Annotated in this window: 24 protein-coding genes; 5 read left to right on the top strand and 19 right to left on the bottom strand. The window is 68.1% G+C overall.

Annotated elements, in window-relative coordinates; translation table 11 throughout:
• Window positions 1-13: 13 nt before the first annotated feature.
• The 5 genes from AB0300_RS16710 to AB0300_RS16690 all read right to left on the bottom strand — a co-directional run bounded on the left by AB0300_RS16710 (window position 14) and on the right by AB0300_RS16690 (window position 6502).
• On the bottom strand, window positions 14-2473 hold the full coding sequence (locus AB0300_RS16710) for a heavy metal translocating P-type ATPase (protein ID WP_366216513.1): 2460 nt from the start codon (window positions 2471-2473) through the stop codon (window positions 14-16).
• 27 nt (window positions 2474-2500) lie between these two features.
• Window positions 2501-3997, bottom strand: coding sequence for a multicopper oxidase family protein (locus AB0300_RS16705; protein WP_366216512.1), 1497 nt, complete (start codon window positions 3995-3997; stop codon window positions 2501-2503).
• 207 nt (window positions 3998-4204) lie between these two features.
• Window positions 4205-4819 (bottom strand): DUF305 domain-containing protein, encoded by a 615-nt coding sequence (locus tag AB0300_RS16700; protein WP_366216511.1) that lies wholly within the window; start codon window positions 4817-4819, stop codon window positions 4205-4207.
• A 98-nt stretch (window positions 4820-4917) separates the two neighbouring features.
• Entirely contained in the window at window positions 4918-5337 is a 420-nt protein-coding gene (locus AB0300_RS16695) for a DUF6153 family protein (RefSeq protein WP_366216510.1), read from the bottom strand.
• A 199-nt stretch (window positions 5338-5536) separates the two neighbouring features.
• Window positions 5537-6502: a cation diffusion facilitator family transporter gene (locus tag AB0300_RS16690; protein ID WP_366216509.1), complete on the bottom strand. Its 966-nt coding sequence runs from the start codon at window positions 6500-6502 to the stop codon at window positions 5537-5539.
• Window positions 6503-6602: 100 nt separating this feature from the next.
• Here AB0300_RS16690 and AB0300_RS16685 point away from each other — a divergent pair, with 100 nt between their 5' ends.
• Entirely contained in the window at window positions 6603-7217 is a 615-nt protein-coding gene (locus AB0300_RS16685) for a TetR/AcrR family transcriptional regulator C-terminal domain-containing protein (protein ID WP_366216508.1), read from the top strand.
• Between the two features lie 12 nt (window positions 7218-7229).
• On the opposite strand, the gene AB0300_RS16680 is transcribed toward AB0300_RS16685, so the two are convergent.
• The 4 genes from AB0300_RS16680 to AB0300_RS16665 all read right to left on the bottom strand — a co-directional run bounded on the left by AB0300_RS16680 (window position 7230) and on the right by AB0300_RS16665 (window position 12010).
• Complete coding sequence (locus AB0300_RS16680; RefSeq protein WP_366216507.1) at window positions 7230-7541, bottom strand: metal-sensitive transcriptional regulator; 312 nt, start codon at window positions 7539-7541, stop codon at window positions 7230-7232.
• Window positions 7542-7555: 14 nt separating this feature from the next.
• Entirely contained in the window at window positions 7556-9616 is a 2061-nt protein-coding gene (locus AB0300_RS16675; RefSeq protein ID WP_366216532.1) for a heavy metal translocating P-type ATPase, read from the bottom strand.
• A 565-nt stretch (window positions 9617-10181) separates the two neighbouring features.
• Complete coding sequence (locus AB0300_RS16670) at window positions 10182-10913, bottom strand: NAD(P)H-binding protein (RefSeq protein ID WP_366216506.1); 732 nt, start codon at window positions 10911-10913, stop codon at window positions 10182-10184.
• Between the two features lie 50 nt (window positions 10914-10963).
• A complete protein-coding gene (locus tag AB0300_RS16665; protein ID WP_366216505.1) occupies window positions 10964-12010 on the bottom strand; it encodes a LysR family transcriptional regulator in 1047 nt (348 codons plus the stop codon).
• Here AB0300_RS16665 and AB0300_RS16660 point away from each other — a divergent pair.
• Both AB0300_RS16660 and AB0300_RS16655 read left to right on the top strand, forming a co-directional pair.
• The gene (locus tag AB0300_RS16660) at window positions 12009-13085 is read left to right on the top strand and encodes a putative sulfate exporter family transporter (RefSeq protein ID WP_366216504.1); all 1077 of its coding nucleotides are present in this window, start codon (window positions 12009-12011) and stop codon (window positions 13083-13085) included. The two genes, AB0300_RS16665 and AB0300_RS16660, sit on opposite strands and share 2 nt — an antisense overlap.
• A gap of 31 nt (window positions 13086-13116) precedes the next feature.
• On the top strand, window positions 13117-14004 hold the full coding sequence (locus AB0300_RS16655) for a fructose bisphosphate aldolase (RefSeq protein WP_366216503.1): 888 nt from the start codon (window positions 13117-13119) through the stop codon (window positions 14002-14004).
• Window positions 14005-14079: 75 nt separating this feature from the next.
• Here AB0300_RS16655 and AB0300_RS16650 read toward each other — a convergent pair whose 3' ends face one another.
• From AB0300_RS16650 to AB0300_RS16605, 10 genes are all read right to left on the bottom strand, one after another.
• Window positions 14080-14400 (bottom strand): metalloregulator ArsR/SmtB family transcription factor, encoded by a 321-nt coding sequence (locus AB0300_RS16650; RefSeq protein WP_366216502.1) that lies wholly within the window; start codon window positions 14398-14400, stop codon window positions 14080-14082.
• Between the two features lie 66 nt (window positions 14401-14466).
• Window positions 14467-14778 (bottom strand): metal-sensitive transcriptional regulator, encoded by a 312-nt coding sequence (locus AB0300_RS16645; RefSeq protein WP_366216501.1) that lies wholly within the window; start codon window positions 14776-14778, stop codon window positions 14467-14469.
• A 222-nt stretch (window positions 14779-15000) separates the two neighbouring features.
• The gene (gene fdxA / locus AB0300_RS16640) at window positions 15001-15327 is read right to left on the bottom strand and encodes a ferredoxin (protein WP_366216500.1); all 327 of its coding nucleotides are present in this window, start codon (window positions 15325-15327) and stop codon (window positions 15001-15003) included.
• Complete coding sequence (locus tag AB0300_RS16635) at window positions 15324-16580, bottom strand: MFS transporter (protein WP_366216499.1); 1257 nt, start codon at window positions 16578-16580, stop codon at window positions 15324-15326. The genes fdxA and AB0300_RS16635 overlap by 4 nt, the downstream gene beginning before the upstream one ends.
• Window positions 16581-17726: an NAD(P)/FAD-dependent oxidoreductase gene (locus AB0300_RS16630; RefSeq protein WP_366216498.1), complete on the bottom strand. Its 1146-nt coding sequence runs from the start codon at window positions 17724-17726 to the stop codon at window positions 16581-16583.
• A gap of 62 nt (window positions 17727-17788) precedes the next feature.
• Entirely contained in the window at window positions 17789-18133 is a 345-nt protein-coding gene (locus AB0300_RS16625; protein ID WP_366216497.1) for a metal-sensitive transcriptional regulator, read from the bottom strand.
• Window positions 18134-18202: 69 nt separating this feature from the next.
• Window positions 18203-18478 carry a YHS domain-containing protein gene (locus tag AB0300_RS16620; RefSeq protein ID WP_366216496.1) on the bottom strand — a complete coding sequence of 92 codons (276 nt, stop codon included), beginning with the start codon at window positions 18476-18478 and terminating at the stop codon, window positions 18203-18205.
• Between the two features lie 44 nt (window positions 18479-18522).
• Entirely contained in the window at window positions 18523-20811 is a 2289-nt protein-coding gene (locus AB0300_RS16615; protein WP_366216495.1) for a heavy metal translocating P-type ATPase, read from the bottom strand.
• Window positions 20812-20858: 47 nt separating this feature from the next.
• On the bottom strand, window positions 20859-21800 hold the full coding sequence (locus AB0300_RS16610; RefSeq protein ID WP_366216494.1) for a heavy-metal-associated domain-containing protein: 942 nt from the start codon (window positions 21798-21800) through the stop codon (window positions 20859-20861).
• Window positions 21797-22009 (bottom strand): heavy metal-associated domain-containing protein, encoded by a 213-nt coding sequence (locus AB0300_RS16605; RefSeq protein WP_366216493.1) that lies wholly within the window; start codon window positions 22007-22009, stop codon window positions 21797-21799. Before AB0300_RS16605 ends, AB0300_RS16610 begins: the two co-directional genes overlap by 4 nt.
• Window positions 22010-22130: 121 nt before the next feature.
• On the opposite strand from AB0300_RS16605, the gene AB0300_RS16600 reads away from it, so the two are divergent.
• The gene (locus AB0300_RS16600) at window positions 22131-22625 is read left to right on the top strand and encodes a DUF305 domain-containing protein (protein ID WP_366216492.1); all 495 of its coding nucleotides are present in this window, start codon (window positions 22131-22133) and stop codon (window positions 22623-22625) included.
• Between the two features lie 72 nt (window positions 22626-22697).
• On the top strand, window positions 22698-23546 hold the full coding sequence (locus AB0300_RS16595; protein WP_366216491.1) for an AraC family transcriptional regulator: 849 nt from the start codon (window positions 22698-22700) through the stop codon (window positions 23544-23546).
• The last annotated feature ends 622 nt before the right edge of the window (window positions 23547-24168 follow it).

Genomic DNA, 24168 nt, shown 5'->3' with positions numbered 1-24168 from the left:
GGGTGATCGGCGGTCAGTCCCGTGCCGTCTGCGCGCGGGCAGCGGACGCGGGGGCGGGCGCGGGGGCGGGCGCCGCCGGTGGTGCGGCGGGGGCGGGCAGGTGCAGTCGCTTGAGCAGGAGGGCGTTGACGGCGACGATGACGGAGGAGCCCGACATCGTGATCGCCGCGATCTCGGGGCTGAGCATGATCCCGAACGCGGGGTAGAACACGCCGGCGGCGATCGGCAGGGCGAGCGCGTTGTAGCCGATCGCCCACCCCAGGTTCTGCCGCATCTTCCGCAGCGTGCCCTTCCCGATCCGCAACGCGATGGGTACATCCAGCGGGTCGGAGCGCATCAGTACGACGTCGGCGGTTTCGATCGCAACGTCCGTGCCGGCGCCGATCGCGATGCCGAGGTCGGCTTGGGCCAGTGCGGGCGCGTCATTGACCCCGTCTCCGACCATCGCGACCTTCTTCCCCGCCCGCTGCAGGTCGGTGATCTTCGCGCTCTTGTCCTCGGGCAGCACGTCGGCGATGACCGTGTCGATACCCAGCAGCGACGCGATGCGCTGCGCAGTCGGCTGGTTGTCGCCGGTGAGCATGACCACTTCGATGCCCGCCTCGTGCAGGGCGGTGATCGCGGCCGGGGCGGTGTCACGCGGGGCGTCGGCGAGGGCGATCACCCCGGAGACGTCCCCGTCGACGGCGAACATGATCACGGTGCGTCCGCTCTCGGCAAGAGATGCCCGGAGGGCCTCGACGGGGGTGATGTCGATGCCCTGCCGGGTCAGGAGGCGGGCGCTGCCGAGCACCACCTGACGGCCGTCGACGGTGGCGATCGCGCCCTGACCGGTGACGTTGCGGAACGCGGACGCGGTGCGGCGGGGGATGCTCCGCGCGTCGGCGTAGGCGACGATCGCCTTGGCCAGCGGATGCTCGGACTCCCGCTCGGCCGCGGCCGCCAGGGACAGCAGCTCCAGATCCCCCACCCCGACCGGCAGATAATCGGTGACCTCCGGCTCACCCTTGGTGAGGGTGCCGGTCTTGTCCAGGACGACGGTGTCGATGCGGGCCGCGCTCTCGATCCCGGCGGCGTTCTTGAACAGCACACCCCGGGCCGCGCCCAGCCCGGTGCCGACCATGATCGCCGTCGGGGTGGCAAGGCCCAACGCATCCGGGCAGGTGATCACCACCACGGTGATCGCGAACAGGATCGCGGTCGGCACCGGTGCCCCGATCAGCGACCACACCAGGAAGGTCAGGCTCCCACCGATCAGGGCGACCAAGACAAGCCAGAACGCGGCCCGGTCCGCGAGCCGCTGACCGGGTGCTTTGGAGTTCTGTGCCTCCTGCACCAGCTGGACGATCTGCGCCAAGGCGGTGTCGGCACCGACCTTGGTCGCACGCACCCGCAGACTGCCGACCGTGTTCACGGTCGCGCCGATCACCGCAGACCCGGGGGTCTTCTGCACCGGCATGCTCTCCCCCGTCACCATCGACTCATCGATCTCCGACTCGCCGTCCTCGACCTGCCCGTCGGTGGGGACCTTCGCGCCCGGGCGCACCAGGACCAGATCGCCGGGGACCACCGCGGAGGTGGGAACCTCCTGCTCCTCCCCGTCGCGGATCACGACGGCGCGGGGCGGGGCGAGCTCCAGCAGACGGCGGATCGCATCGTTCGCGCCGCCGCGGGCACGCATCTCCACCCAGTGGCCCAGCAGCACGAACGTGGCCAGCACGGTGGCCGCTTCATAGAACACCTCACCGCCGCCGGTGAGGGTGACCACGAGGCTGTACAGCCACCCCGCCCCGACACCGACCGCGACCAGCACCATCATGTCCAGGGTGCGGGCGCGCAACGCGCGGAAGGCGCCGTCGAAGAAGATCCACGCGGAGTAGAAGATGACCGGCAGCGACAGGATCAACGCAAACACGTCGTCGCGCAACCCGAACGGTGCCGGCACCGCGAACCCGAACACCTCGCGGCCGATCGGTGACCACAGGGTGATCGCCACCGAAAGGACCGCAGCCACCAGGAACCGGTTGCGCATGTCACGGATCATCGACGCCATCGACGCCCCGGCATGACCCCCGCCGTGGCCCATGACATCCCGGCTGGTCCGTGCCGGCGCCGGATGCTCACCCGCAGGACCGGCATGCGCGGGGGCCAGTGCGGGCCCTGCCGCGGCCTGTGCTGGGGCGGCACCGGGGTCTGCGTGCGGCTCGTGCACCACGGCGGTGTCGATCGCGGGATCGCAGATGTGCTGCGGCACCGACTGGCCGTCGCAGTGATACCCGCACTCGATGATCCATTCCCGCAGGTGCGCCTGCGAGGTCACCTCCGGGTCGTACGTGACCGTCGCGGTCTGCGCCACCGGGTTGGCCTCCACAGACACCACCCCGAAATGGCGGCGCAAGGTGGCCTCCACGATCGATTTGGAGGACGCCCACTGGACCCCGACGACCTCCAGCACCACTGTTCGCGATGGCATGCGCGCGTCCTCTCCGTACCCGATCCGTTACGTGTTCTGGTAGCCGAGGACGGTCATCATCCCGGTCTCGGCGTGGTAGATGTTGTGGCAGTGCGCCGCCCACAGCCCCGGATTGTCCGCGTCGAACTCCACCGTCACGCTCTCCCCGGGCAGGACGATGGAGGTGTCCTTGCGGGGGCCCGACCCGGAATGCTGGTAGGTATGGCCGTGCAGATGGAACGGGTGCCACATCTGGCTGGTGTTCTCGATCCGCAACCGCACCCGCTCGCCGTGCTGCACCCCCAACGCCCCGGTGAGCGGGTTGTCCGGGTCGAACCGGTGCCCGTTGATCGCCCAGTCGTAAGCCATCATCGACCCCGACAGCGTCGCCCTGAGCTCCCGGTCCACCGACCGTGCGGCCAGTGCCACGCGGGGGTCTGCGGTCAGGGAACCCGCTGTCAGCACCGCCCGGCCCAGCTCGGGAACGCTCGCCGTGGGGGCAGGGGCATCCCCCGACCCGGTGCGCACCAGGGCGAAAGCGGTGGCGTCCTTGCCTTCTGCGGACGCGACCAGCGGGAACACCCCGTCACCAAGGGTGACCACCGCGTCGTAGCGTTCCCCCATGCCCAGCAGGATCGCGTCGGAGTCCACCGGTGCCACCGGGAACCCGTCGGTGTGGGTGACGGTGAGACGGTGCCCGCCGAGAGCGACCCGGAACGCGGTGTCACCGCCCGCGTTGATGATCCGAAGCCGCACCCGCCGCCCGGGCGAGCTGGTGAACGTCTCCGGGTCGGCGGGCGGGCGCCCATTGATCAGGAACAGCGGGTAGGCCACATCGCCGGCGTCCCCGCCGAGCAGATCCGATCGGGCGCCCATCATCATGTGCCCGCCCGAGCCGCTCATCATCCCGGCCATGCCCTCGCTCAGCTCCTCCAGCACCTCGTCGGGGGTCCCGCTGACCCCGTCGAGCCAGTCGTCGAGGATGATCACCCATTCGTCGTCGTAGGCGAGGGGCTCGTGCGGGTCCTCGACGATGAGCGCGCCGTACAGGCCGCGGTCCAGCTGCGCGCCGACGTGCGGATGGAACCAATAGGTGCCGGGATGCTCGGCGATGAACTCGTACACGAAATCCTCGCCGGGCCCGACCGGGGATTGGGTCACCCCGGGCACACCATCCATGTCGTTACGCAACGCGAGACCGTGCCAATGCACGCTGGTGTCCGTCGGCAACCGGTTGGTCACGGTCGCGTGCAGGGTGTCGCCCGCCGACATCCGGATCGTCGAGGCCGGCACCGGGCCGAAACTCCACGTGTCGGCGGTGGTGCCGGCCAGGTCGATCTGGGTCGGCGCCGCCCGGAGGGTGACGGTGGTGACCCGGCCAGTCCCGCCGCGCGCGCGTTCCGCGGCCCGGATCGGGGCGCTGGTCGGGGTGAGGAAGCGTGGCGGGGTGGTGCAGGAGGCCAGCACGGCCGCGGCGAACAATCCGGTGCCCAGGGCGAGGAAGCCGCGCCGGGTCACGGTGGCGGCTGGGATCGATGAACTCATCCGCCTGCCCCCTCCCCTCCGGAGGCGTGCCGGGCCCTCACCCGGTCGGGCTGGTGAAAAGAAGTGCGAGAGAGCATGCCCACGGGAGTATCCGATCCGGTGTCAGCAGCGGTAAGAGAAGAGAGCCTGGACCCGAGCCCGGGGAGCGCCGAGCTCGGGGGGTGCGTGCTGCGGCCCCGTCACGGTCGCAGCACACACCCCGTGTTGCTACAGGGTGGCGAGGATCGCCTGCATGGTCGTGATCTCGGCGCTCTGCCCGTCGATGACCTGCTGGGCAAGTTCCAGGGCGTCCTCGTTCTGCCCGTTGTCGAGCTGGGACTGCGCCATCGTGATCGCACCCTGATGGTGCATGATCATCCCGTCGAGGAACAGCCGGGTCGCCTCGGTCCCGGTCGCGGATTCCAGTGCGGTCATGTCTTCGTCGGACATCATCCCGTCACCGTGGTCCATCCCGCTCATACCGTCCACGGCGGACTCGTCGTAGGGGGCGCCCCACTCCTCCAGCCAACCCTTCATCGTCTCGATCTCCGGGCCTTGGGCGGCTTTGATCTGCTCGGCAAGGGTGACGACCTGCGGGTCGATGTCGTCTTTGCCGAGGATCATGTCAGCCATCTCGATAGCCTGCTGGTGGTGCGGGATCATCATGGTGGCGAACATCTCGTCCGCCGCGTTGAACTGCGCCGACGTCGACGACGGGGAAGAGCTGGACCCGTGATCCATTCCCGGCATGGTGTCGGGCATGGTCTGGTTCGGGGTGCAGCCGGCGAGCAGGGCGGTGGCGATCAGCGCGGCCGAAGCCAACGCGAGAGTACGGATACGCATAGGTGCGTCCTTATCTATGGGTCGAATGAAGGTAGGACTCGGTGCTCGCCCAGGGAGGGCGAGAAGGTATCCCGAGCGGGGCCGGGATCACACACGAATCAGGTTCGACTGATAGACAGCGACGTCAACGAGGGGGGTCGAGGGGCGGGCAGGATGCCGTCGGCGGGAAGCACCGACCGGACGACCTCTCCGGCGGTGCTCCACGGCCGATCCACTAGCGTCACGGCAACGGGGAGGGGGATACCGCTGGGCAGGGCGAGCACGCAGCTCATCGAAGCCATCGAATGCTCGGGAAACGCCGCGCAGCAGTCACAGGGGACCTCGACGTCCACGGGCATGACCTCGGCATCGCTGCCGGCTCCTACCTCACCCGTAACGGTGGCCATCGCCTCGCCGGTCACCGCCGCAACGACGTCATGGCGGGAAGTCACCGGGGAGGTGTCCGCCGGGTGCTCCCCGCCCATGCTGCCGTTCAGGCTGAGGACATGCATGGCGAGGAGCCCGACGATCAGCAGCACCGACAGACTGTCGGCGACCAGGCGACGGCTCCCTGAGAGACGTGACGTCAGAAACGTCCGCACTGCCCCCATCACCGTCCTCCTCATCCCGGGAGATCCACCCGCAGCCTCGAGCGGCTACGGCGGCAAGACACCACGACTCTACCCTATGGGGGTATCCGTATCGAGGGGATTCTCGAGACCCGGGCGCCGCGGCCGCTCAGGCGTGCGGGAGCTGCTCCCGGTCCGGGTAGCCGGCGGGTTCGAGCTGGAAGGTGGAATGCTCGACGCTGACAGCGAAGTGGCTGCCCACGCATTCGCGCAGCTCGTCCAGGTGCTGGGTCACATGCCCGTCGGCGAAGCAGGACGGATCGACCTCCACATGGGCGGTAAGGACGGGAAGTCCGGTGCCGACCTCGGTGACGTGCAGATCATGCACGTCACGCACGTGCGGGCTTTCCCTCATGTGGGTGCGCAGCTGATCCATGTCCAGTCCCCGCGGGCTGGTCTCCATCAGCACCCGGATGGCGCTGCGGAGGATGGTGACCGCACGCGGGAGGATCAGCGCCGCGATCCCCAGGCCGACGATGGTGTCGATCGTCGTCCACCCGGTGGTGGCGATCACGATCGCGCTGACGATGACACCCACCGAGCCGAGGGCGTCGTTGATCACCTCGAGGAACGCGGCCCGGAGATTCAGGTTGGAGTTTCGCCCTCCCGCCAGGACCAGCAAGGCGACCGCGTTGCCGGCCAGCCCGAGGATGCCGAACACCAGCAGCCCGGTCGAGGGGATCTCGGCCGGTTCGAAGATCCGCGAGATGCCCTCGGTGATCGCGTAGACGCCGACACTGAACAGCACCAGCGCCTGCGCGGCCGCGGAAAGGATCTCCGCGCGCCGGAACCCCCAGGTTCGCGTGCTGGTGGCCGACTTCGCCATCAGCGTCGACGCGACCAAAGCCATCAGCAGCCCGACGGTGTCGGTGGCCATGTGGGCGGCATCGACCAGCAGCGCCAGGCTCCCGGTGAAGATCGCCCCGACGATCTCCGCGACCAGGATCGTCGCCGTGATCCCGAACGCGACCGCCAAGCGGGTCCGGTTCGCGCTCCCAGCATGAGAATGATCATGCCCGCCATGTCCTGCCGCCCCGTGCGGCGCCCCGTGCTGGTGTCCGTGTGACGCGCCCATCCGCGCCTCCCCTCATCTTGGTCAACGACCAACTAACTTGGTCAGCGACCAACGTACTACACTTTTGGTCAGTGACCAACACGGCGAGGGAGAGCGGGAGATGGCGGGCACGAAGCGGATGACGCGACGCGATGTTGTGCACGCGGCGCTGCACGCCCTAGACGAGGGCGGGGTGGATGCCGTGACGCTGCGGGGTGTGGCCCGCGCGTTGGGGGTGCACCTGAACTCGGTGTCGCTGCAGGTGGGGACCAAGGCGAGGCTGCTGGATCTGATGGCCGACGCGATCCTCGGCGAACTGAACCTCGAGGATCTGCCCGCGGACCCCATCGAGCGGGTCAAAGAGATCTTCCGCCGTTACCGCACCGTGCTACTCGCCCACCGGGACGGCGCGCACCTGGTGTCCGGGACGCGGGTGTTCGAACTGAACACGCTGGCGTTAGGTGAGGCGGTCATCTCCGGTCTGATCGCCGCGCACGTGCACGACCAGCTCGCGGTGCGCACCTTCTGGGGACTGAACTACTTCGTCGTCGGTCTCGTGCACGAAGAGCAGGTCTCCCAGGACGCCGGCGGCCGCCGCTTCGACAGCGACGTGTCCCCCACCGACTACCCCGCCCTCGCGGCCGTCCGGGACTTCCTGCTGGATGACCCGTTCGAAGCGCGGCTGGAGTTCGGGCTGGACGCCCTGCTGCACCGCGCGAAGCACCAGGACGACTGACCGTCCGCCCGGTCAGGACCGGACGAGGCGGGCGATCGCGTCGCTGGCTTCCTTGATCTTGATCTCCGCGTCGGCGCCGTCCATCCGGGCCGCGTCCAGCACACAGTGCTTGAGGTGGTCATCCAGCAGGCCCACGGCCACGGCTTGTAGCGCGTTGGTGAGCGCGCTGATCTGGGTGAGGATGTCGATGCAGTACTGCTCCTCATCGACCATCCGGGAGATCCCCCGCGCCTGCCCTTCGATCCGGCGCAGCCGCTGCAGGTACTTGCTCTTATCGGTGATGTAGCCGTGCGTGTGCGCGGCCACCAGTGTCGTGTCGGTCATCGTGGTCTCTCGTTTCAGCGGTCCAGGACGGCCCGGGTACTTGCTTCGGGGGTGAGGTCGATGCGGCGCAGCAGCTGCGCGTTCAACGCGACCACGACCGTGGATAGCGACATCAGGATCGCACCGACCGACATCGGCAGCACGAACCCGATCGGGGCGAGGACCCCGGCCGCCAACGGTACGGAGATCAGGTTGTACCCGGCCGCCCACCACAGATTCTGCTTCATCTTCCGGTACGCGGCACGCGACAGCTCGATCACCGACAGCACCGAGCGCGGGTCGGAGCTGGCGAGGATGACGCCGGCGGAGGCGATCGCGACGTCCGTGCCGGCGCCGATCGCGATCCCCACGTCAGCTTGGGCCAGCGCGGGCGCATCGTTGACGCCGTCGCCGACCATCGCGACCTTCTTGCCCTCCTTCTGCAGCTCTTCCACCTTCGCGGACTTGTCCTCCGGCCGGACCCCGGCGAAGACCCGGTCGATGCCCAGCTCCGCCCCGACCGCGTCGGCGACCGCCTGCGCATCCCCGGTGATCATCACCACCTCGACACCCAGCTTGTGCAGGGCTTCGACGGCTTCCCGGGACTCCGGGCGGATCTCATCGGCGAGCTTGAGGCCCCCGATCACAGAACCGTCCTGGACAACGTGGAGGATGATCGCGCCCTCCTCGCGCCACTGATCGGCGTGGTCGATCTCGGATCCGCCGACTTCTTCCAGCAGCTTCGGACCACCCACCCGCACCTCGCGTCCATCAACGGTCGCGGTCACCCCGACGGCGGGAGACGAGGTGAACCCGGAAGCCTTCGGCAGGGCGAGGCTCTTCTCCTGCGCGGCACGCACGATCGCCTTCGCCAGGGGGTGCTCACTGTCCGCCTCCGCGGCCGCGGCGATCGCGAGGACCTGATCGGCGTCAAGATCACCGACCGGCTGCACCAGCGACACCGTCGGTTCCCCCTTGGTCAGGGTGCCGGTCTTGTCGAACAGCACCGCGTCGACGGTGCGCATGCTCTCCAACGCGAGCCGGTCCTTGACCAGCACACCGCCTCGCGCGGCGCGTTCAGTCGCGATCGAGACCACCAGGGGGATGGCCAGGCCCAGCGCGTGCGGGCAGGCGATCACCAGCACCGTGATGCTGCGCACCACCGCCGCGTCCGGGTCACCCACCAGCGTCCACACCACCGCGGTGATCGCAGCGGCGATCAGGGCGAACCAGAACAGCAGCGCCGCCGCGCGATCCGCGATCCGCTGTGCGCGGGAGGAAGAGTTCTGCGCCTCCGTCACCAGCCGCTGGATCCCTGCCAGGGCGGTGTCGTCGCCGGTCGCGGTGACCTTCACCCGCAGGCTGGAATCCGTCGCGACCGTTCCCGCGGTCACCGTGTCGCCGACGCCGCGTCCCACAGTGCGGGACTCACCCGTCACCATGGACTCGTCCATGGAGGCGCTGCCGTCGACGATCTTCCCGTCCGCGGGGACGCTGCCGCCCGGGCGGACGAGGACGACATCCCCGACACGCAGATCGGCGGGGGCGACCTTCACGATCTGGTCCCCCTCGACCCGCTCGGCCTCATCCGGCAGCAGGGCGGCCAGCGAATCCAGCGCGGACGTGGTCTGCGCCAGCGACCGCATCTCGATCCAGTGGCCCAGCAGCATGATCACGATCAGCAGCGCCAGCTCCCACCAGAACTCCAGCTCGTGATCCAGCAGCCCGAGCGTCGCCCCCCAAGAGGCGAAGAACGCCACCGTGATGGCCAGACCGATCAGCAGCATCATCCCGGGCTTACGGGACCTGAGCTCACTCACCGCACCGGTCAGGAACGGCCACCCACCCCACACGTACATGACGGTGCCCAGCACCGGGGCGATCCACCGCGCCCACCCCGGCACCTCGTACCCGAAGATCATCGCGAACATCGGAGAGAACAGCACCACCGGGACCGCGATGATCAGATTGATCCAGAACAGCCGGCGGAACTGACCCACATGGTCACCGTGGCCGGCGTGACCACCATGGCCGCCGTGCCCGTCATGACCCGCGCCGTGTCCGGCAGCCTGGTGGGCGGAGTGATCCGCCTGCATGTCATGACCGGAGCCGGTCATCGACATGTCGTGACCCGCGTGCATGTCATGACCCTCGTGGCCCGCGTGGCCTTCGCGAGGGAGGTCGGTGACAGGGTGTGCGTCGTGGTCCTGAGGATTCGCCATGCCACTAGGGTATACCCCGTTAGGGTATGTGCGGTAGGTCGCTGCCGCAGCAGCGGGAGACATCACGGGTGGGAGCACTCCCGAACCCGTCGTGTCGGCAACGCCCCGCGGGCGTACCCGAGGGCCGCGCGGCGATCGTGTGTGATCCGCTCTACCCGCTCACGCCGTCCCGAGCGACCATGCGTGCGCAGACGGGGCCTCGGCACGTTCCGGATCGGCGGCGGCGATATTGCCAGGGTCGCCGCGAAAGAGCCCCAGATGTTCGTCGGGATCCCGAACAACGCGTTGCTGGTGGGGTCGATCCTGATCGCCTCGAGCCAGGTGCGGCCCCACCGCAGCCGGAAGCGTCGCTCCAGAAGGAGGATGATCCCGACGCCGGCCAGGTTCCGGAGGATCTCGTGCAATTCCTCGCTCGGCTGATCCCGCACAATCGGCGCCGTCATCGAGAAGGTGACGGGCTATCGCCCGGCCCGTCACCGTCGGTGCGTCGTCTAGGCTGCTGGTCCAGGACGACGGTGCGGCGGCTCCATAGATCGTCTTCGATGATCGTGATCATGGAGGCCGCGACGTCGGCCCGGCTGATCGAGGGTGAACCGGGCATCCGCGCGACGTCGTCGAGGTCGCGGGCGCGCACCCGGCCGGTGGCCTCCCCGTTGGTGAGCGCGACGGGATACACGAGCGTCCAGTTCAACCCGCTGGTTCGCAGCGCGGCTTCGGCTTCCGCTTTTTCGTCGTGCACCTTCTTGCCGGGCATGTAGGTGAGGCGCACCAGCAGGGAGGACCGTCTCAAGGTGTCACCCACTCCCCAGGAGGACAGCATGATCAGCCGGTCGGAACCGGTGATCGCCGCGCCGGCGATGAGGGCATCGACGGCGTCGATCAGCAGGCCGTTGGGACGGGTTTTCAACCCCATGCCGAGAGTGCTCGCCGTCGCGTCCACGCCCGCCAACGCGGCCGTGACGTCCTCGCGCGAGCGGGCGTCGCCCTCGACCACCTCGGTTCCGGGAACCAGATCGGCGCGCGAGCCGTCGCGAACCAGCGTTCGCACGTCGTGGCCGCGCCCGACGGCCAGAGCGGTCAGAAGTCGCCCGGTGGCGCCTGTTGAGCCGAGAACGAGTAGCTTCACTATCTGCTTCTTTCTGTGGTGCGGGGTGGTGTTCGAGCACTGCACGGGCGTCGGCTGCTTTCCCTCGGTGGCGGGCCGCTCTGACGTGCGCCCGTTCAGTTGAGGTGCGGCGGAGAGGCGATCGTCGTGTCTCCGCGCGCGATATCGAGCAGCCTCCGTGCCGTCTGGGACGTCCGGGTCGGGTGTGGCTTGTGAAGGGCGGTGAGCTGCCGGTACAGGGGTGGCCCGTCGACGAGGACGGTGACCAGCCGGCCGAGCACGAGGTCGTCGCGTACAGTCAGGCGGCTGAGGACGCCGGGGGCGATTCCGGCAGCGATCGCAGACCGCACCGCGGCCGCTGTCCCTAACTCGATGACTGGTCGTGCGGTCAGGGGTGGGTGTTGGGCGGCGAGGATGTCGGTGAACGCGTCGCGGGTACCGCTGCCGCTCTCGCGCATCACTAGCGGTGTCGCGGCGAGCTCGTCAAGGCGCAGCGGCCTGGTGCGGCGCGCCCAGGGGTGAGTTGGGGCGACGATGACGACGAGTTCATCCGTGCGGATGGGCTGTGCGGTGAGGTCGTGTGGCAGGCGCGGGGTTTCTACGAACCCGAGCTCGCACGCGCCCGAACGCACGAGCTCCGCGACGCCAGTGCTGTTCGCCACCGTGAGGTCGACAGCGGTGGGGGTTAGCCCGGCAGAGTCTTCGGTGCGGCGCAGGTGCACGAGCCACCCGGGGAGCAGGCTCTCCGCGATGGTCTGGCTGGCCGCGACGGTCAATGGGGTGACGGTGGAGGCTCCGAGTGAGCGGATGCCGGCCTCGAGCCGGTCGGCCGCGTCCAGCACCTCTTCTGCCCAGCTCAGGATCAGGGTGCCTGTGGGTGTCGGCACGGAGCCGGCCGGGCTGCGGATCAGCAGAGGGGCACCCACCGAGGCTTCAAGGGTTTTCATCCGTGCGGACAGCGCCTGCTGGGTGCGTCCGAGCTGGTGCGCGGCGGCGGCGATGCTGCCGCGCCGGACCACTTCGCGCAGCACCCGCAACGCGTCCAGGTCCGGCGAATGCGGGTGCGGCACGGTCTCCTCCTCGGGGTACAAGTCTACGTTGTGTCCCCACAGGTCACCGGCGGGTTCTGCCCGCCACCGGCGACCGGCAGGGTGGACGATCATGCCCTACTCCCCCGCTCCCTCGCCGTCGCTTCACGGTCGCGGCGCCCGCAACCTTCCCGGCCTGGGCGTCTCCGTCGGCCTCGCCGTGATCTCGACGGTGATCGGCGGGGTGGTGCCGTTGGTGGGAAGCGCGGTACCGGGCATCGTGCTGGGAGTGCTGCTGGGAATCGTGCGGAAGCCGGGACCACGGCTGACACCGGGGATCACTTTCGCGAGCAAGTTCGTGCTGCAGCTGTCCGTGGTGATCCTGGGGTTGCAGCTGTCCATCGGGGAGGTGGCGCGGGTGGGCCTGGAATCGTTGCCGGTGATGCTCGGCACCCTGGTGGTGTGTCTGGGCGCGGCGTGGCTGTTCGGGCGTCTGCTGGGGGTCATCGGAGACGTGCGCACCCTGATCGGTGTGGGTACCGGGATCTGTGGGGCCTCCGCGGTCGCCGCGGTCGCCCCGGTGATCGGCGCGGTGAGCGCCGACGTCGCCTACGCCGTCTCGACGATCTTCCTGTTCAACGTGGCCGCGGTGATCGTCTTCCCGGTCGTCGGGCATGCGCTCGGGATGAGCCAGCACGCGTTCGGGTTGTTCGCCGGGACCGCCGTCAACGACACCTCCTCCGTCGTCGCGGCGGCATCGACCTACGGTTCGGAAGCGGCGAACGACGCGGTTGTCGTCAAGCTGGTGCGCACACTGATGATCATCCCGATCAGCATCGGTCTGGCCGCGCTCGTCGCACGCACCGGGCCAACCCGCCAGCCCGCGGCCACGGACGAGCAGTCCGTGGCCGGTCCCGCGCCGGCGCGGATGACGCCACGCCGTGCCCTCCGGCTCGTGCCGTGGTTCCTCGTCGGGTTCGTCACGATGGCGCTGATCAACTCCACCGGCCTCATCCCGACCGCCGCCCACCCCGCGTTGAGCGCGCTCTCGACATTCCTGATCGCTGTCGCCCTGTCCGCGATCGGTCTCTCCACCGATATCCGTGCCCTCCGTCGGGCCGGCGCCCGGCCGCTGCTGCTCGGTGCGCTGCTGTGGATTACCGTCAGCGTCACCAGCGTTGCACTCCAGTGGGTGACCGGGACGCTCTAGGAATCCCGTAGGAACAGCAGAGGAGATTATCGTGAGTGACGGGCAGTGGGACCGCATCCGCAACGGGCAGGGCTTCATCGCTGCGCTCGATCAGAGCGGCGGGAGCACCCCCGGCGCTCTCGCGACATATGGGGTGGACCAAGACGCGTACTCGACCCCCGACGAGATGTTCGATCTCGTGCACGCGCTGCGAGTGAGGATCGCCACCTCGCCGGCGTTCGATTCACGAATCCTGGGAGCGATCCTCTTCGAGGGCACGATGCGGCGTGACATCGACGGTGTGCCGGCGGCCACATTCTTGTGGGAAAGGAAGTCGGTGGTCCCGTTCGTCAAGATCGACAAGGGACTCACCGGCACGACAAACGACGTGCAGCTGATGGCCCTCATCCCCGGCCTCGGTGATCTGCTGACCGAGGCCCGCCAGAACTCTGTGTTCGGCACGAAAGCCCGGTCGCTGATCCATGAGGCCAACAAGGACGGCATCAGCACGCTCGTCGAGCAGCAGTTCGAGGTCGGCGAGCAGGTCCTCCGCGGCGGGCTCGTACCCATCATCGAACCCGAAGTGTCCATCGCCAGCAGCTCGAAATCTGATGCCGAAGCGCTGCTCCGGGAACAGTTGCTCACCCGACTTGACACCGTGAGCTCCCCGGTCATCCTCAAGCTCACCCTCCCGGAGACCGCCGGCTACTACCGGTCGCTCATCGACCACCCGAAGGTCGTGCGTGTCCTCGCCCTCTCGGGCGGCTATTCACTCGAGGAATCCGTTCAACGGCTGAGCGAGAACCCCGGGGTGATCGCAAGCTTCTCGCGCGTCCTCACCGATGGGCTGCACGCCGACCAGAGCCCGGAACAGTTCAACACCCGCCTGGACCGCACCATCGGAGTGATCGCCGCCGCGTCCGTCACCACACAGACCTGAACGAAGACCATCCCCGCCGGAACACGGATCATTCAGGTCCCCCGCCCGCACGCAGGGGGCGGAGTGGCACGCGGGTTAGGACGCGGCGTGCTGCGCCTGGAGGACGCCGCTGATCGCGAGGTCCGCGACATGCTCGTTCGCGAGGCGGTAGAAGACACCCGACCCTTGATCATGGGCGAGGACGATCCCCGCCGCGCCCAGCCGGGTGAGCTGGTCCAGGACCGATTCCGAGGATCCGTCCACGACGTCGGCGAGGTGGTTCACGGACATCTCGGTTTCTCGGAGCGCGAGGATGATCTTCATCCGCACCGGATCTGCCAGCTCAGCGAATACCGCGACGGCAGCCTGCAGGTACGGGGTGTCATAATCCACGGCACCATGAGCATCTGAACGCATGCCCCAACGATACCGCCCGCGTACCCCTACCGGGTAGTGGTGTCTTGAAGGGATGGCGCGTGCTGGTCAGGAGCGGACGAGGCGGGTGATCGCGTCGGTGGCTTCTTTGATCTTCACGGCCGCTTCCGCGTCGCCGAGCTTCGCCGCCTCGACGACACAGTGTGTGAGGTGATCATCGAGCAGCCCGATCGCGACCACTTCCAGGGCGCTGGTGAGCGCGCTGATCTGGGTGAGGATGTCGATGCAGTACTTCTCGTCGTCGATCATCTTCGAGATCCCGCGGGCTTGTCCCTCGATCCGCCCCATCCGCTTGAGGTACTTGTCCTTCTCGCTGATGTACCCGTGCGGCTTCGGGGAAATCTCACCAGGAAGTGACATCGCAGGTTCCTTTGCGTTCGGCAGTTCAGACGGCACAGTCATGGCCGAGTCGAGGTCACCATCGGTCGACAGACGCACACGTAGCGACCACACAAGAATACCCGGCGCCACCCGCCCAATGGCTGATGGCAGCGCGTGCCGATGACGATGGCTTCCGGCCAAGAAGCGAACCGGGAGGGGCCAGGCGATCCGCTGCCGGACACGGAGTCAGCCACCGGATAGTCAGCCGCGGTGTGGGTGCGGGGGTAGTGCGGCGATGAGGGGGTGGTCGACGCCGGTGGGGCCGATCTTGGCCGCCCCGCCAGGGGATCCCAGGTCGTGGAAGAACTCGACGTTGGCTGTGTAGTAGTCGGCCCACTCATCCGGCAGGTCGTCTTCGTAGTAGATCGCCTCGACGGGGCAGACGGGTTCGCAGGCGCCGCAGTCCACGCACTCATCCGGGTGGATGTACAGCATCCGGTCGCCTTCGTAGATGCAGTCCACCGGGCACTCGTCGAGGCAGGCGCGGTCTTTCACATCCACGCAGGGCAGGGCAATCACGTACGTCACCGCATCACTCCTTCACGTCGGTCATTGGTCGCCGCCCCCGGCTCCGGCGCCGCAAGGACCGGGTGTGGGCGGTCGGGGACGCGGATGCGTGTGACCGTGGCGATCAGGCACAACACGACGATCACCCCGCCGACCGTGGTCATCGCGCCGCGCAGGGAGATCACCGGGACCAGCAGTCCGGCGATGATCGTGGGCACGCCGAAGGCGAGGTAGGAGACGGTGTAGATGATCGCCATCACCGCGGCGCGTTCGGTCGCGCGGATCTGCGGCATCAGGGTCTGCAGCACCCCCATGAACGCGGTCCCGAAACCGGATCCGACCACGGCAACGGCGACCAGGTAGGCGGGGAGGGCGTGCACCGCCAGCGCGGCCATGCTCAGCGCGGTCCCGATCCCGAGTGCTGCCGTCCCGTACACACTCACCACCCGCGGCGAACGGCGATGCAGCAGTATCGCGGCGACGATGCCTGACACGGCGAACAGGGGCACGGTGATCGCTTGCTGCACGTGCGTTGCCGCGGTGAACTCGGATTTCATCACAGCGGGTCCCAGGGCGAGGAACAGTCCGTTCGTCGCCCACCCGGCGATGATCGCGGGCACCGCGATCAGCAGGCGGTGCCGGACATGGCTCGGAACAGACACCCGTCCCCAGCCGCGGGAGACTCCCGAATCTGGTGTCGGTGACGAGTCGGGAACGGCCCATACCCCCGCGGCGATCAGGATGAACAGGGCGGCGAGGACGCCGAAGACGATGGCGGTGGGGTTGGTCACCGTGTCCAGGACCAGTGCCGCCACGATCGCGCCGACCCCGAGACCGGTCATCGCCGACATCGTGTTCCACAGTGAGGCGGTGTCCGTTGCTCGCGTCGGGGTGAAGTCGACCACCATGGCCGACAGGGCGGGGATCAGCAGGCCGGCGGCGAAGCCTTGCACCGCCCGGGCTGTCAACAGCATGCCGAGGCTCCCGGACTGCCAGAACAGCAGCAGACTGCCCGCAAGCAGCAGGGAACCGACCGTCACCACGGGGCGCCGCCCGACCCGGTCGGACAGGGACCCGGCCACCAGCAGGGCGGTGAGCATCGTGAACGCGTACACCGCGAAGATCCCTGTCGTGGCGACCGGCAGCAGCCGCAGCTGTTCGGCGAGCTGCGGGTAGAACGGGGACGGTGCGCTGGCAGCGACCATCAGCAGCACGGTCGCCGCGACCGCGACCGCGAATCCGTGGCGGCGGGACGGGGTGGGACATGACGGCATTCAGGACACGGCCTGATGCAGCTGCTGCCCCCACTGGTAGATGGTCCCGACCGCGTCGACACCGCTCACCCCGACCACCGTGTCGGCGGGGCCGTGCAGGACCACGAACTCGTCGGAGTCCGCGCGGCGGGTTTCGGGGTGCCCGGTGTAGCCGGCGCCGGCGATCATCTGCCCGTAGATCATGCCCATGTAGGGGCTGCGCGGCAGGTACGGTCCCGGGTCCTCCCCCACCCCGAGGGTGTGCAGCAGCATCTGTGCGGCGTGGGTTCCTTGCGCGGCCCCGTCGTCCCAGTGGTCGATCCGCCAGGTGCCGAGCTCCTCGTCATGGTGGATCGCCACCCCACCGGCCGCGAACACGTCCGGCACGCCCTGGGCGCGCAGACGGTCGTCCACGTCCACCCCGTCCGGCCAGGGCGACGGGGCGGCGGGTGTGGTGCCGAGGGCGACGATCAGCAGGTCCACGCGGACGGTGGTGCCGTCATCGAGGGTGAGGACGGTCGCGGCCGCGTCGGAGTGGACCTCCCGGATGGTGCGGCCGAAGAAGGTGGACACCCGGGAGTGGTGCTCGGCGGCGAGGTGTTCGGCGACGGGCCGCCCGAACGCCGCGATCCCGGGGATCGTGCTGCGGGCGATCAGGGTGATCTGGTGCCCTTGGGCCAGTAACGCGGACGCGGTCTCAGCCGCGGTGAAACCGGCACCGTAGATCGCGATCCGTGCTGATTCTCCCCGCGCCAGGATGGCCGCACGGATGCGGACCGCGTCCTCCAGCGCATGCAGGTTGATCACACTGCCGGATCGTGTGGCCTGCGCCACGCCCGGGGCGTCCAGGGTGCGCGGCCGGCTGCCGGTGGCGATGATCAGCGAGTCATAGCCGACCGTGGCGCCGGAGGCGAGGTGCACCTTCCGGGTGTCCGGGTCGATCAGCTCTGCCGTGTCGGGGAGGAAAGGGACATCCGGCATCGGCAGCCGGACGAACTCCGGGGTGGTCATCCCGTAGGCGACACCTTTGATCAGCATCCGTGTGTACGGGGTCTCGCCGGTGTGGCCGATCAGGGTGGTGGTGATGTTCTCGTGCCCGGCGAGGGTGCGGGCGGCGGCGGTGCCGGCGGCCCCGGCGCCCAGGATCACGGTGTGGTGTGCGCTCATTGGCGGCTTCTCCAGTGTTCGGGTGAGGGTGGCGGTGTCCGGCGCCGGTCCGTGAGGGTGGGTCAGGAGCGCACCAGTCGGGCGATCGCCTCGGATGCTTCGGCGATCTTGAGGTCGCTGACCGGCTCACCGGTGGCCGCGGCGTCCAGGACGCAGTGCCGCAGATGGTCGTCCAGAAGGCCCAGCGCGACGCCTTCCAGCGCCTTGGTGAGGGCGGAGATCTGGGTGAGGATGTCGATGCAGTACCGCTCGTCGTCGATCATCCGCTCCACCCCGCGCACCTGGCCTTCGAGGCGGCGCAGCCGGTTGCGGTAGGTGGTCTTGTCGGTGATGTAACCGTGGCCTGTCGGGTGGTGCGGGGTGGTCGGGCAGACCTCGGCGAGGGGCGCTGCGGTGGGGGCGTTCATGTCGCTTGTTCCGTTTCGGGCGGGCGGGGTCCACAGTCCGTGACGGGCCGTGGACCCCGCATCCGGGGGTTACGCCATGTTGGCGGCGTACTTGGCGGGGTCCGAGTCGAACGCGGGGCCGCACCCGGCGCAGCAGAAGTAGTACCGCTCGCCCTCGAAGTCGCGGAACAGCCCGGCGGCCTCGGCGGCCTTCTTGCTGACCGGGCTGCCGACCATCACCGGGCAGGTGGTCATGTCGTCGGCGCCGGCGAGGAGGTTCTCGTGCCCGGTTCCTGCCGCGGCAGGGTTGGGGGCGGCGGCGGTGGTGCTGCAACAGCTGGAGGTGGCCCGGAGGTCGTTGGTCATGATGGTGTTTCCCTTCGTGTGTGGTGGGGGGTGGGTTCGTGGCGTTACCGGGCGGCGACGCTCTTGAACCCGCGCAGGCGCAGGCTGTTGCCGACGACGAAGACGCTGGACAGTGCCATCGCCGCGCCCGCGAGCATCGGGTTGAGCATTCCCAGGGCCGCGACGGGGATCGCCGCGACGTTGTAGGCGAACGCCCAGAACAGGTTGGTTTTGATCGTGGACAGGGTCTTGCGGGACAGGCGGATCGCGTCGACCGCGCTGCGCAGGTCACCGCGGACCAGGGTGATGTCGGATGCTTCGATCGCGACGTCCGCACCGGTCCCCATCGCGAGCCCCAGGTCGGCCTGGGCGAGGGCGGGGGCGTCGTTGACGCCGTCACCGATCATCGCGACGACTTTCCCTTCGCCCTGCAGACGGGTCACGACGGCGACCTTGTCCTTGGGGAGGACTTCGGCGATGACCTCGTCGATGCCGACCTCGGCGGCGATCCGGCGGGCCACGGCCTCGTTGTCTCCGGTCAGGAGCACCGGGGTCAGCCCGAGCGCCTTGAACTGGGCGATCGCTTCCGCGCTGGTCGGCTTGACTGTGTCGGCCACGACGAGGATGCCGCGGGCCTGACCGTCCCAGCCGACCGCGACGACGGTCTTGCCTTCGCCTTCGGCGCGGGCCTTGATGGCCGCCAGGTCGCCGCTCAGCCGCTGGGACCATTCGGCGAGCAGTGACTCCCGGCCCACCAGGACCGCGTGCCCGTCGACGATGCCCTGCACACCCTTGCCCTCGACGTTCACGAAGTCCTCCGGTGCCGGCAGGGCACCGATCTCCTGGGTGGCGCCCTTGGCGATCGCCTGCGCGATCGGGTGCTCCGACGCGTCCTCGAGCGCTCCGGCGAGGCGGAGCAGTTCGGCACGGTCGGTGCCGGGCTCGACGATCACGTCGACGAGGGTCATCTTGCCGGTGGTGACGGTGCCGGTCTTGTCCAGCACCACGGTGTCGACCTTGCGGGTCGATTCCAGCACCTCCGGACCCTTGATCAGGACACCCATCTGCGCGCCCCGGCCGGTGCCGACCAGCAGCGCGGTCGGTGTGGCAAGCCCCAGCGCGCAGGGGCAGGCGATGACCAGGACGGCGACCGCGGCGGTGAAGGCGGCGGTGACGGGGAACCCGGCGCCGAGCCAGCCGCCGAGGGCGATGAACGCGATCACGATCACGATCGGCACGAACACCCCGGAGATCCGGTCGGCAAGACGCTGCACCTCGGCCTTGCCGGTCTGGGCGTCCTCGACCAGCTTCGCCATCTGCGCCAGCTGCGTGTCCGACCCCACCCGGGTCGCACGGATCACCAGGCGGCCGCCGACGTTCGTGGTCGCGCCGGTGACCGCGTCACCCTCCGCGACCTCGACGGGCACGGATTCTCCGGTGAGCATGGACGCGTCCACCGCGGAGGTCCCGGAGACCACGACACCGTCGGTGGCGATCTTCTCCCCGGGCCGGACGATGAACTCATCCCCGACCTGCAGGTCCTCGACGGGGATCTTCGTCTCCACCCCGGCACGCAGAACAGAGACCTCTTTGGCGCCGAGCTCGAGCAGGGCGCGCAGTGCGGCGCCGGCCTGCTTCTTGGACCGCTTCTCGAAGTACCGGCCGGCGAGGATGAACATCGTCACCCCGGCACCCACCTCAAGGTAGATGTTCGCCGCCCCATCGGAGGGGGCCAGCGCGAACTCGAACGGGTGCGTCATCCCGGTCACCCCGGCGGTGCCGAAGAACAGGGCATACAGCGACCACAGGAACGCCGCCGACGTGCCCATCGAGATGAGCGTGTCCATCGTCGCGGCACCGTGCCTGAGGTTCGTCCACGCCGCCTTGTGGAACGGCCACGCCGCCCACACGATCACCGGCGCGGCCAGCGCGAGCGACGCCCACTGCCAGTAGGTGAACTGCAGCGCGGGGATCATCGCCATCGCGATCACCGGGACGGTCAAGATGATCGACCCGATCAGCCGGTTCCGCAGCGACCGCAGCTCCGGGTCCGCGTCATCCGCATCCCCGGAGCCCGCGGCGTCCTTCCTGGTCCGCTTGGGGGCGGGCAACGCGGCCGTGTAACCGGTCTTCTCCACCTCGGAGATCAGCAGGGCCGGGTCATACCCCGCCGGGACGGTGACCTTCGCCTTCTCGGTGGCGTAGTTCACGGTCGCGGTGACCCCGTCGAGCTTGTTCAGCTTCTTCTCGATCCGCATCGCGCAGGAGGCGCAGGTCATCCCGCCGATCTCCAGCTCGACACCGGTCGAGGCGCCCGCCTCAGTGCCCACATTCGGGGGTGCTGATGTGCTCATGTGTACTGTTCCTTCGGTTAGCTGATGAGAGGAGGCTGACCGGACGGTCAGTGGCCCTCGTCCGAATGCGATCCGCTGTCGGTGTCCGTGCTGCCGTCGCTATGGGCGGCATCGAGCACGAACTCAGCGGTGTGGACCTGCCCGTCGACCTGGAAGTCCAGGTACAGCAGGTACCGGCCCGCGGTGGGCACTTCCGCGCCGAACATGATCGTCGGGCCTGCGGTCTCGCCCTCCTTCGGGTCCTCGCCCGCGGCGTGCACGTGCAGGTAAGCGAGATCCCCCTCACGGAGAGCGACCAGGTGGCCGAAAGCCCCCAGGTACGGCTCCAGGGCGGTGACCGGGTTGCCGTCACGCTCGACGGTGATCGACAGCTCACTGGACGAACCAGCGACCATGTCCCCCTCGATCGACACCGTGAACCCATCGACCTCCGCCACCCGGGTCGGCTGCGGGATGACCGGGGTGAGATCTCCGGCCACGTCGACGCTGCTCGTCAACGTCAGCGACGGCGCATCCGCGTCCGCGCCGGCCGGCGCGAAGTCCGCGAACATGCGGTAGCTTCCCGCTTCAGCCCACTCCCACGGCGTCGACCAGGTACCCGTCGCCTCGTCCAGCACAGGGTGGACATGGCGGAACTGGCTGCCGTCGGAGCGGGCGACGATCAGATGCAGATCCTTCTCGTGCGTGGTCGTGTAGTCGGTCACCGGGTCGCCGGCGGCGTCCTGGATCTGGAAGCTCAGCTCACTCGCCTCCCCCACCACCGTGGGCGCCTCAAGGGCAGCGAGGACGTACCCGTCGCTGCTCAGGCTGAGACCCTTCAGACTGTCGGTGCTCGTCTCGGTCATCGAGCCATGGCCGCCGGTCTCGCTGCCCTCAGACCAGGCATCGACCGCGCTGGCGGGAACGACGACGCCGGCAACGGCGAACGCAGCCCCGAACGCCACCACCAGGCCAGCGCCATATAGGGCCAGACGTGCGCCGGCGTTCATGCCGCAGGCACCGCCGAGTAGCCAGCCTCCTCCACGGCGGCCAGCACCTGGGCGTCATCGATCGCGTCAACGCCCGTGACGACGAGCTTGCCGGTCTGCGCGCTCACCTGAATGTCCTGGACACCGGCGATCTGGCCGACCTCTTCACGGATCGACATCTCGCAGTGCCCGCAGGTCATGCCCGTCACCTGGTACTCGTTCGTAGCCATCGCTGCTCCTCTTTCGATAATCTGTACCCCTACCGGGTACCTGTAACTTGATCCAACGGTATACCCCGCCTGGGTATTCCGCAAGCGCGGTCAACGCCCCGGAGGATCGAAAGGGATAACGATGTCTGCACACTCGATCGACCACGCCGACACCCGTGAACACGGCGGACGCTCGCGGCCCTACCTCTGGTTCTGGGTCACCATGGTGCTGAGCTTCGCGATCATGTACATCGTGATGTTTTCGATGATCGACGGGTGGGGCGACTTTCGGAACAACGCCAACATGTTCTACATGACGCTGACGATGTGGGCGCCGATGGGCATCTTCATGCTGATATTCATGCGCGGCATGTACAAGAAGAAGATCCTCAACATCGCCTTGCTGGTGATCTTCGCTCTCGTGACCGTCGGCTCGTTCGCCGCGACCCGCACCCAGCTGCTCGTCGACGACCGCCAGTTTGTGGACTCGATGATCCCGCACCACTCCGGCGCGATTCTGATGTGCCGTGAGGCGAGTCTGACCGACCCGGAGCTCATCGCCCTGTGCCAGGACATCATCGGCGCACAGCGCGAGGAGATCCTGAAGATGGAAAAGATCCGCGAACGACTGGACTAGCTGATGTTCCCTCGAGACCGTGGCGTGCCCACCTTCGGCGTTCATGAGGCACGAAAGGTCTGCGGCTAGACCATGACCCTGCACTCGATTCCCCGCGACCGTGCACTCGCAGAATCGCGCCTGCCAGTCGTCGTCAAGCGGATGTCTTTCACAGGCCCTACCGATGCGATCTCATACGAGTGCACAAAGCTCATGCTGGTACTCGAAGGAGAAAGCACGATCACCCATGAGGGCGGGTCATTCACCGTGAGCTCAGGAGACATCGCGGTGCTCCCCCATGGTTCTTGGTTCGCGGGCTCACCCTCTCCGAGTGCACACACCATGACGATGTACATCGACACCGCCTACCTGATACAGCAGGCCAAGTGGCTGGATAACGAAGAATCTCTGATCTGGGAGCTCGCCCACGCGAACGCGCCTTCGTCACGTCGCATTAACGTTCTCATCCGCGAACACCTTGCACGTTCTCTGACGAAGATGATTGACGCACCGATCGCGTCCTCCGCTGACGAACTCATGCAACTCTCCCGACTGAACGGCGTCGTCGCTTTACTGGAGGGGAGCACACGCACCGATGTCACGGAACACGTCCGCAGACGTGAGGTAGAAGCGGCTGTGAGGCTCCTCTTGAGCAACCTGTCTAGACCTTGGACAGTAGAGCAATTGGCGCGAGAGATAGCCCTGTCGACGTCGCAGCTGACCAGACTGTTCAACGCGGAGCTCGGAGTGGCACCAGCGAGATTTCTCAGAGAGGCTCGGGCGGCGAAGATCGCAGATCTCTTACGCATGGACAAGCTGAGCTTGGAGCAGGCCTTCGCGCTGGTGGGGTTGCGGCATCCGAGCCAGGCACACAGGCTTTTTCGAAGCTACTACGGCCTGACGCCGGGCGAATACCGCGCATCGGTCTCATCGCACGAGTGACCGATTGCCCTGAAGTCCAGGTCGCGCCACGGCGGCCAACTCGAAGCCGTCTTTGAGCGAGGACCCCTCTGACAGCCTCATCCCTTCGGCATGCTCGCGCCACCAGCCGATATCGCGGAACGCAGATCACTCGATTCTCAGCCACGACCCGCCGGCTATCGACCACGAAGGACGCAGATCCGTCGCGCAGAGGCGAGTGGCAACTGGGGAAGGGCGCCTAATCGGGTGGGGCGAATAGCCCCACGGAACTGGCGCTGACTCGTCAGCGCCCCGTGGCCGCATCCAGCGCGTCGGTGAGCTGTGTGAGTTCCAGCTTCTCGCCGTCGAGGATGAACGTCGGAGTCCGGACATGCCCAGGTAGCGGCCGTCGTCGAAATCCTGCTTGACACGCTCCTGCGTCGCCGGGACTGCGATCGCTGCGTCGTAGGCGTCCATGCCCAGACCGACGTGCTCGGCGAAGGTGCGGAACAGGTCAGGGTGCGGGACCTGCTGCTCGCCCCATTGCGCCTGCGTCTCGAACAGTCGGTGGCCGCGTCCGTTTGAGTGGTGGTCTTTCGCTTCGTTGCGATGATCAGCTGTCGTTAGTTTAGGCGGCGGTGATCTCGGGGAGTATCACCGCCTC

This window comes from Microbacterium sp. NPDC078814 (assembly GCF_040702645.1).
Taxonomy (GTDB): Bacteria; Actinomycetota; Actinomycetes; order Actinomycetales; family Microbacteriaceae; genus Microbacterium.
Note: the sequence above shows the minus strand (reverse complement) of the source record. Positions and strands in the feature narration are given on the sequence as shown.

Coding starts and splice junctions, on each gene's coding strand:
- AB0300_RS16710 (WP_366216513.1), bottom strand. CDS start 2,473: ATGCCATCGCGAACAGTGGTGCTGGAGGTCGTCGGGGTCCAGTGGGCG.
- AB0300_RS16705 (WP_366216512.1), bottom strand. CDS start 3,997: ATGAGTTCATCGATCCCAGCCGCCACCGTGACCCGGCGCGGCTTCCTC.
- AB0300_RS16700 (WP_366216511.1), bottom strand. CDS start 4,819: ATGCGTATCCGTACTCTCGCGTTGGCTTCGGCCGCGCTGATCGCCACC.
- AB0300_RS16690 (WP_366216509.1), bottom strand. CDS start 6,502: ATGGGCGCGTCACACGGACACCAGCACGGGGCGCCGCACGGGGCGGCA.
- AB0300_RS16685 (WP_366216508.1), top strand. CDS start 6,603: ATGGCGGGCACGAAGCGGATGACGCGACGCGATGTTGTGCACGCGGCG.
- AB0300_RS16680 (WP_366216507.1), bottom strand. CDS start 7,541: ATGACCGACACGACACTGGTGGCCGCGCACACGCACGGCTACATCACC.
- AB0300_RS16675 (WP_366216532.1), bottom strand. CDS start 9,616: ATGCAGGCGGATCACTCCGCCCACCAGGCTGCCGGACACGGCGCGGGT.
- AB0300_RS16660 (WP_366216504.1), top strand. CDS start 12,009: ATGCCCTACTCCCCCGCTCCCTCGCCGTCGCTTCACGGTCGCGGCGCC.
- AB0300_RS16665 (WP_366216505.1), bottom strand. CDS start 12,010: ATGATCGTCCACCCTGCCGGTCGCCGGTGGCGGGCAGAACCCGCCGGT.
- AB0300_RS16650 (WP_366216502.1), bottom strand. CDS start 14,400: ATGCGTTCAGATGCTCATGGTGCCGTGGATTATGACACCCCGTACCTG.
- AB0300_RS16645 (WP_366216501.1), bottom strand. CDS start 14,778: ATGTCACTTCCTGGTGAGATTTCCCCGAAGCCGCACGGGTACATCAGC.
- AB0300_RS16635 (WP_366216499.1), bottom strand. CDS start 16,580: ATGCCGTCATGTCCCACCCCGTCCCGCCGCCACGGATTCGCGGTCGCG.
- AB0300_RS16630 (WP_366216498.1), bottom strand. CDS start 17,726: ATGAGCGCACACCACACCGTGATCCTGGGCGCCGGGGCCGCCGGCACC.
- AB0300_RS16625 (WP_366216497.1), bottom strand. CDS start 18,133: ATGAACGCCCCCACCGCAGCGCCCCTCGCCGAGGTCTGCCCGACCACC.
- AB0300_RS16620 (WP_366216496.1), bottom strand. CDS start 18,478: ATGACCAACGACCTCCGGGCCACCTCCAGCTGTTGCAGCACCACCGCC.
- AB0300_RS16615 (WP_366216495.1), bottom strand. CDS start 20,811: ATGAGCACATCAGCACCCCCGAATGTGGGCACTGAGGCGGGCGCCTCG.
- AB0300_RS16610 (WP_366216494.1), bottom strand. CDS start 21,800: ATGAACGCCGGCGCACGTCTGGCCCTATATGGCGCTGGCCTGGTGGTG.
- AB0300_RS16605 (WP_366216493.1), bottom strand. CDS start 22,009: ATGGCTACGAACGAGTACCAGGTGACGGGCATGACCTGCGGGCACTGC.
- AB0300_RS16600 (WP_366216492.1), top strand. CDS start 22,131: ATGTCTGCACACTCGATCGACCACGCCGACACCCGTGAACACGGCGGA.
- AB0300_RS16595 (WP_366216491.1), top strand. CDS start 22,698: ATGACCCTGCACTCGATTCCCCGCGACCGTGCACTCGCAGAATCGCGC.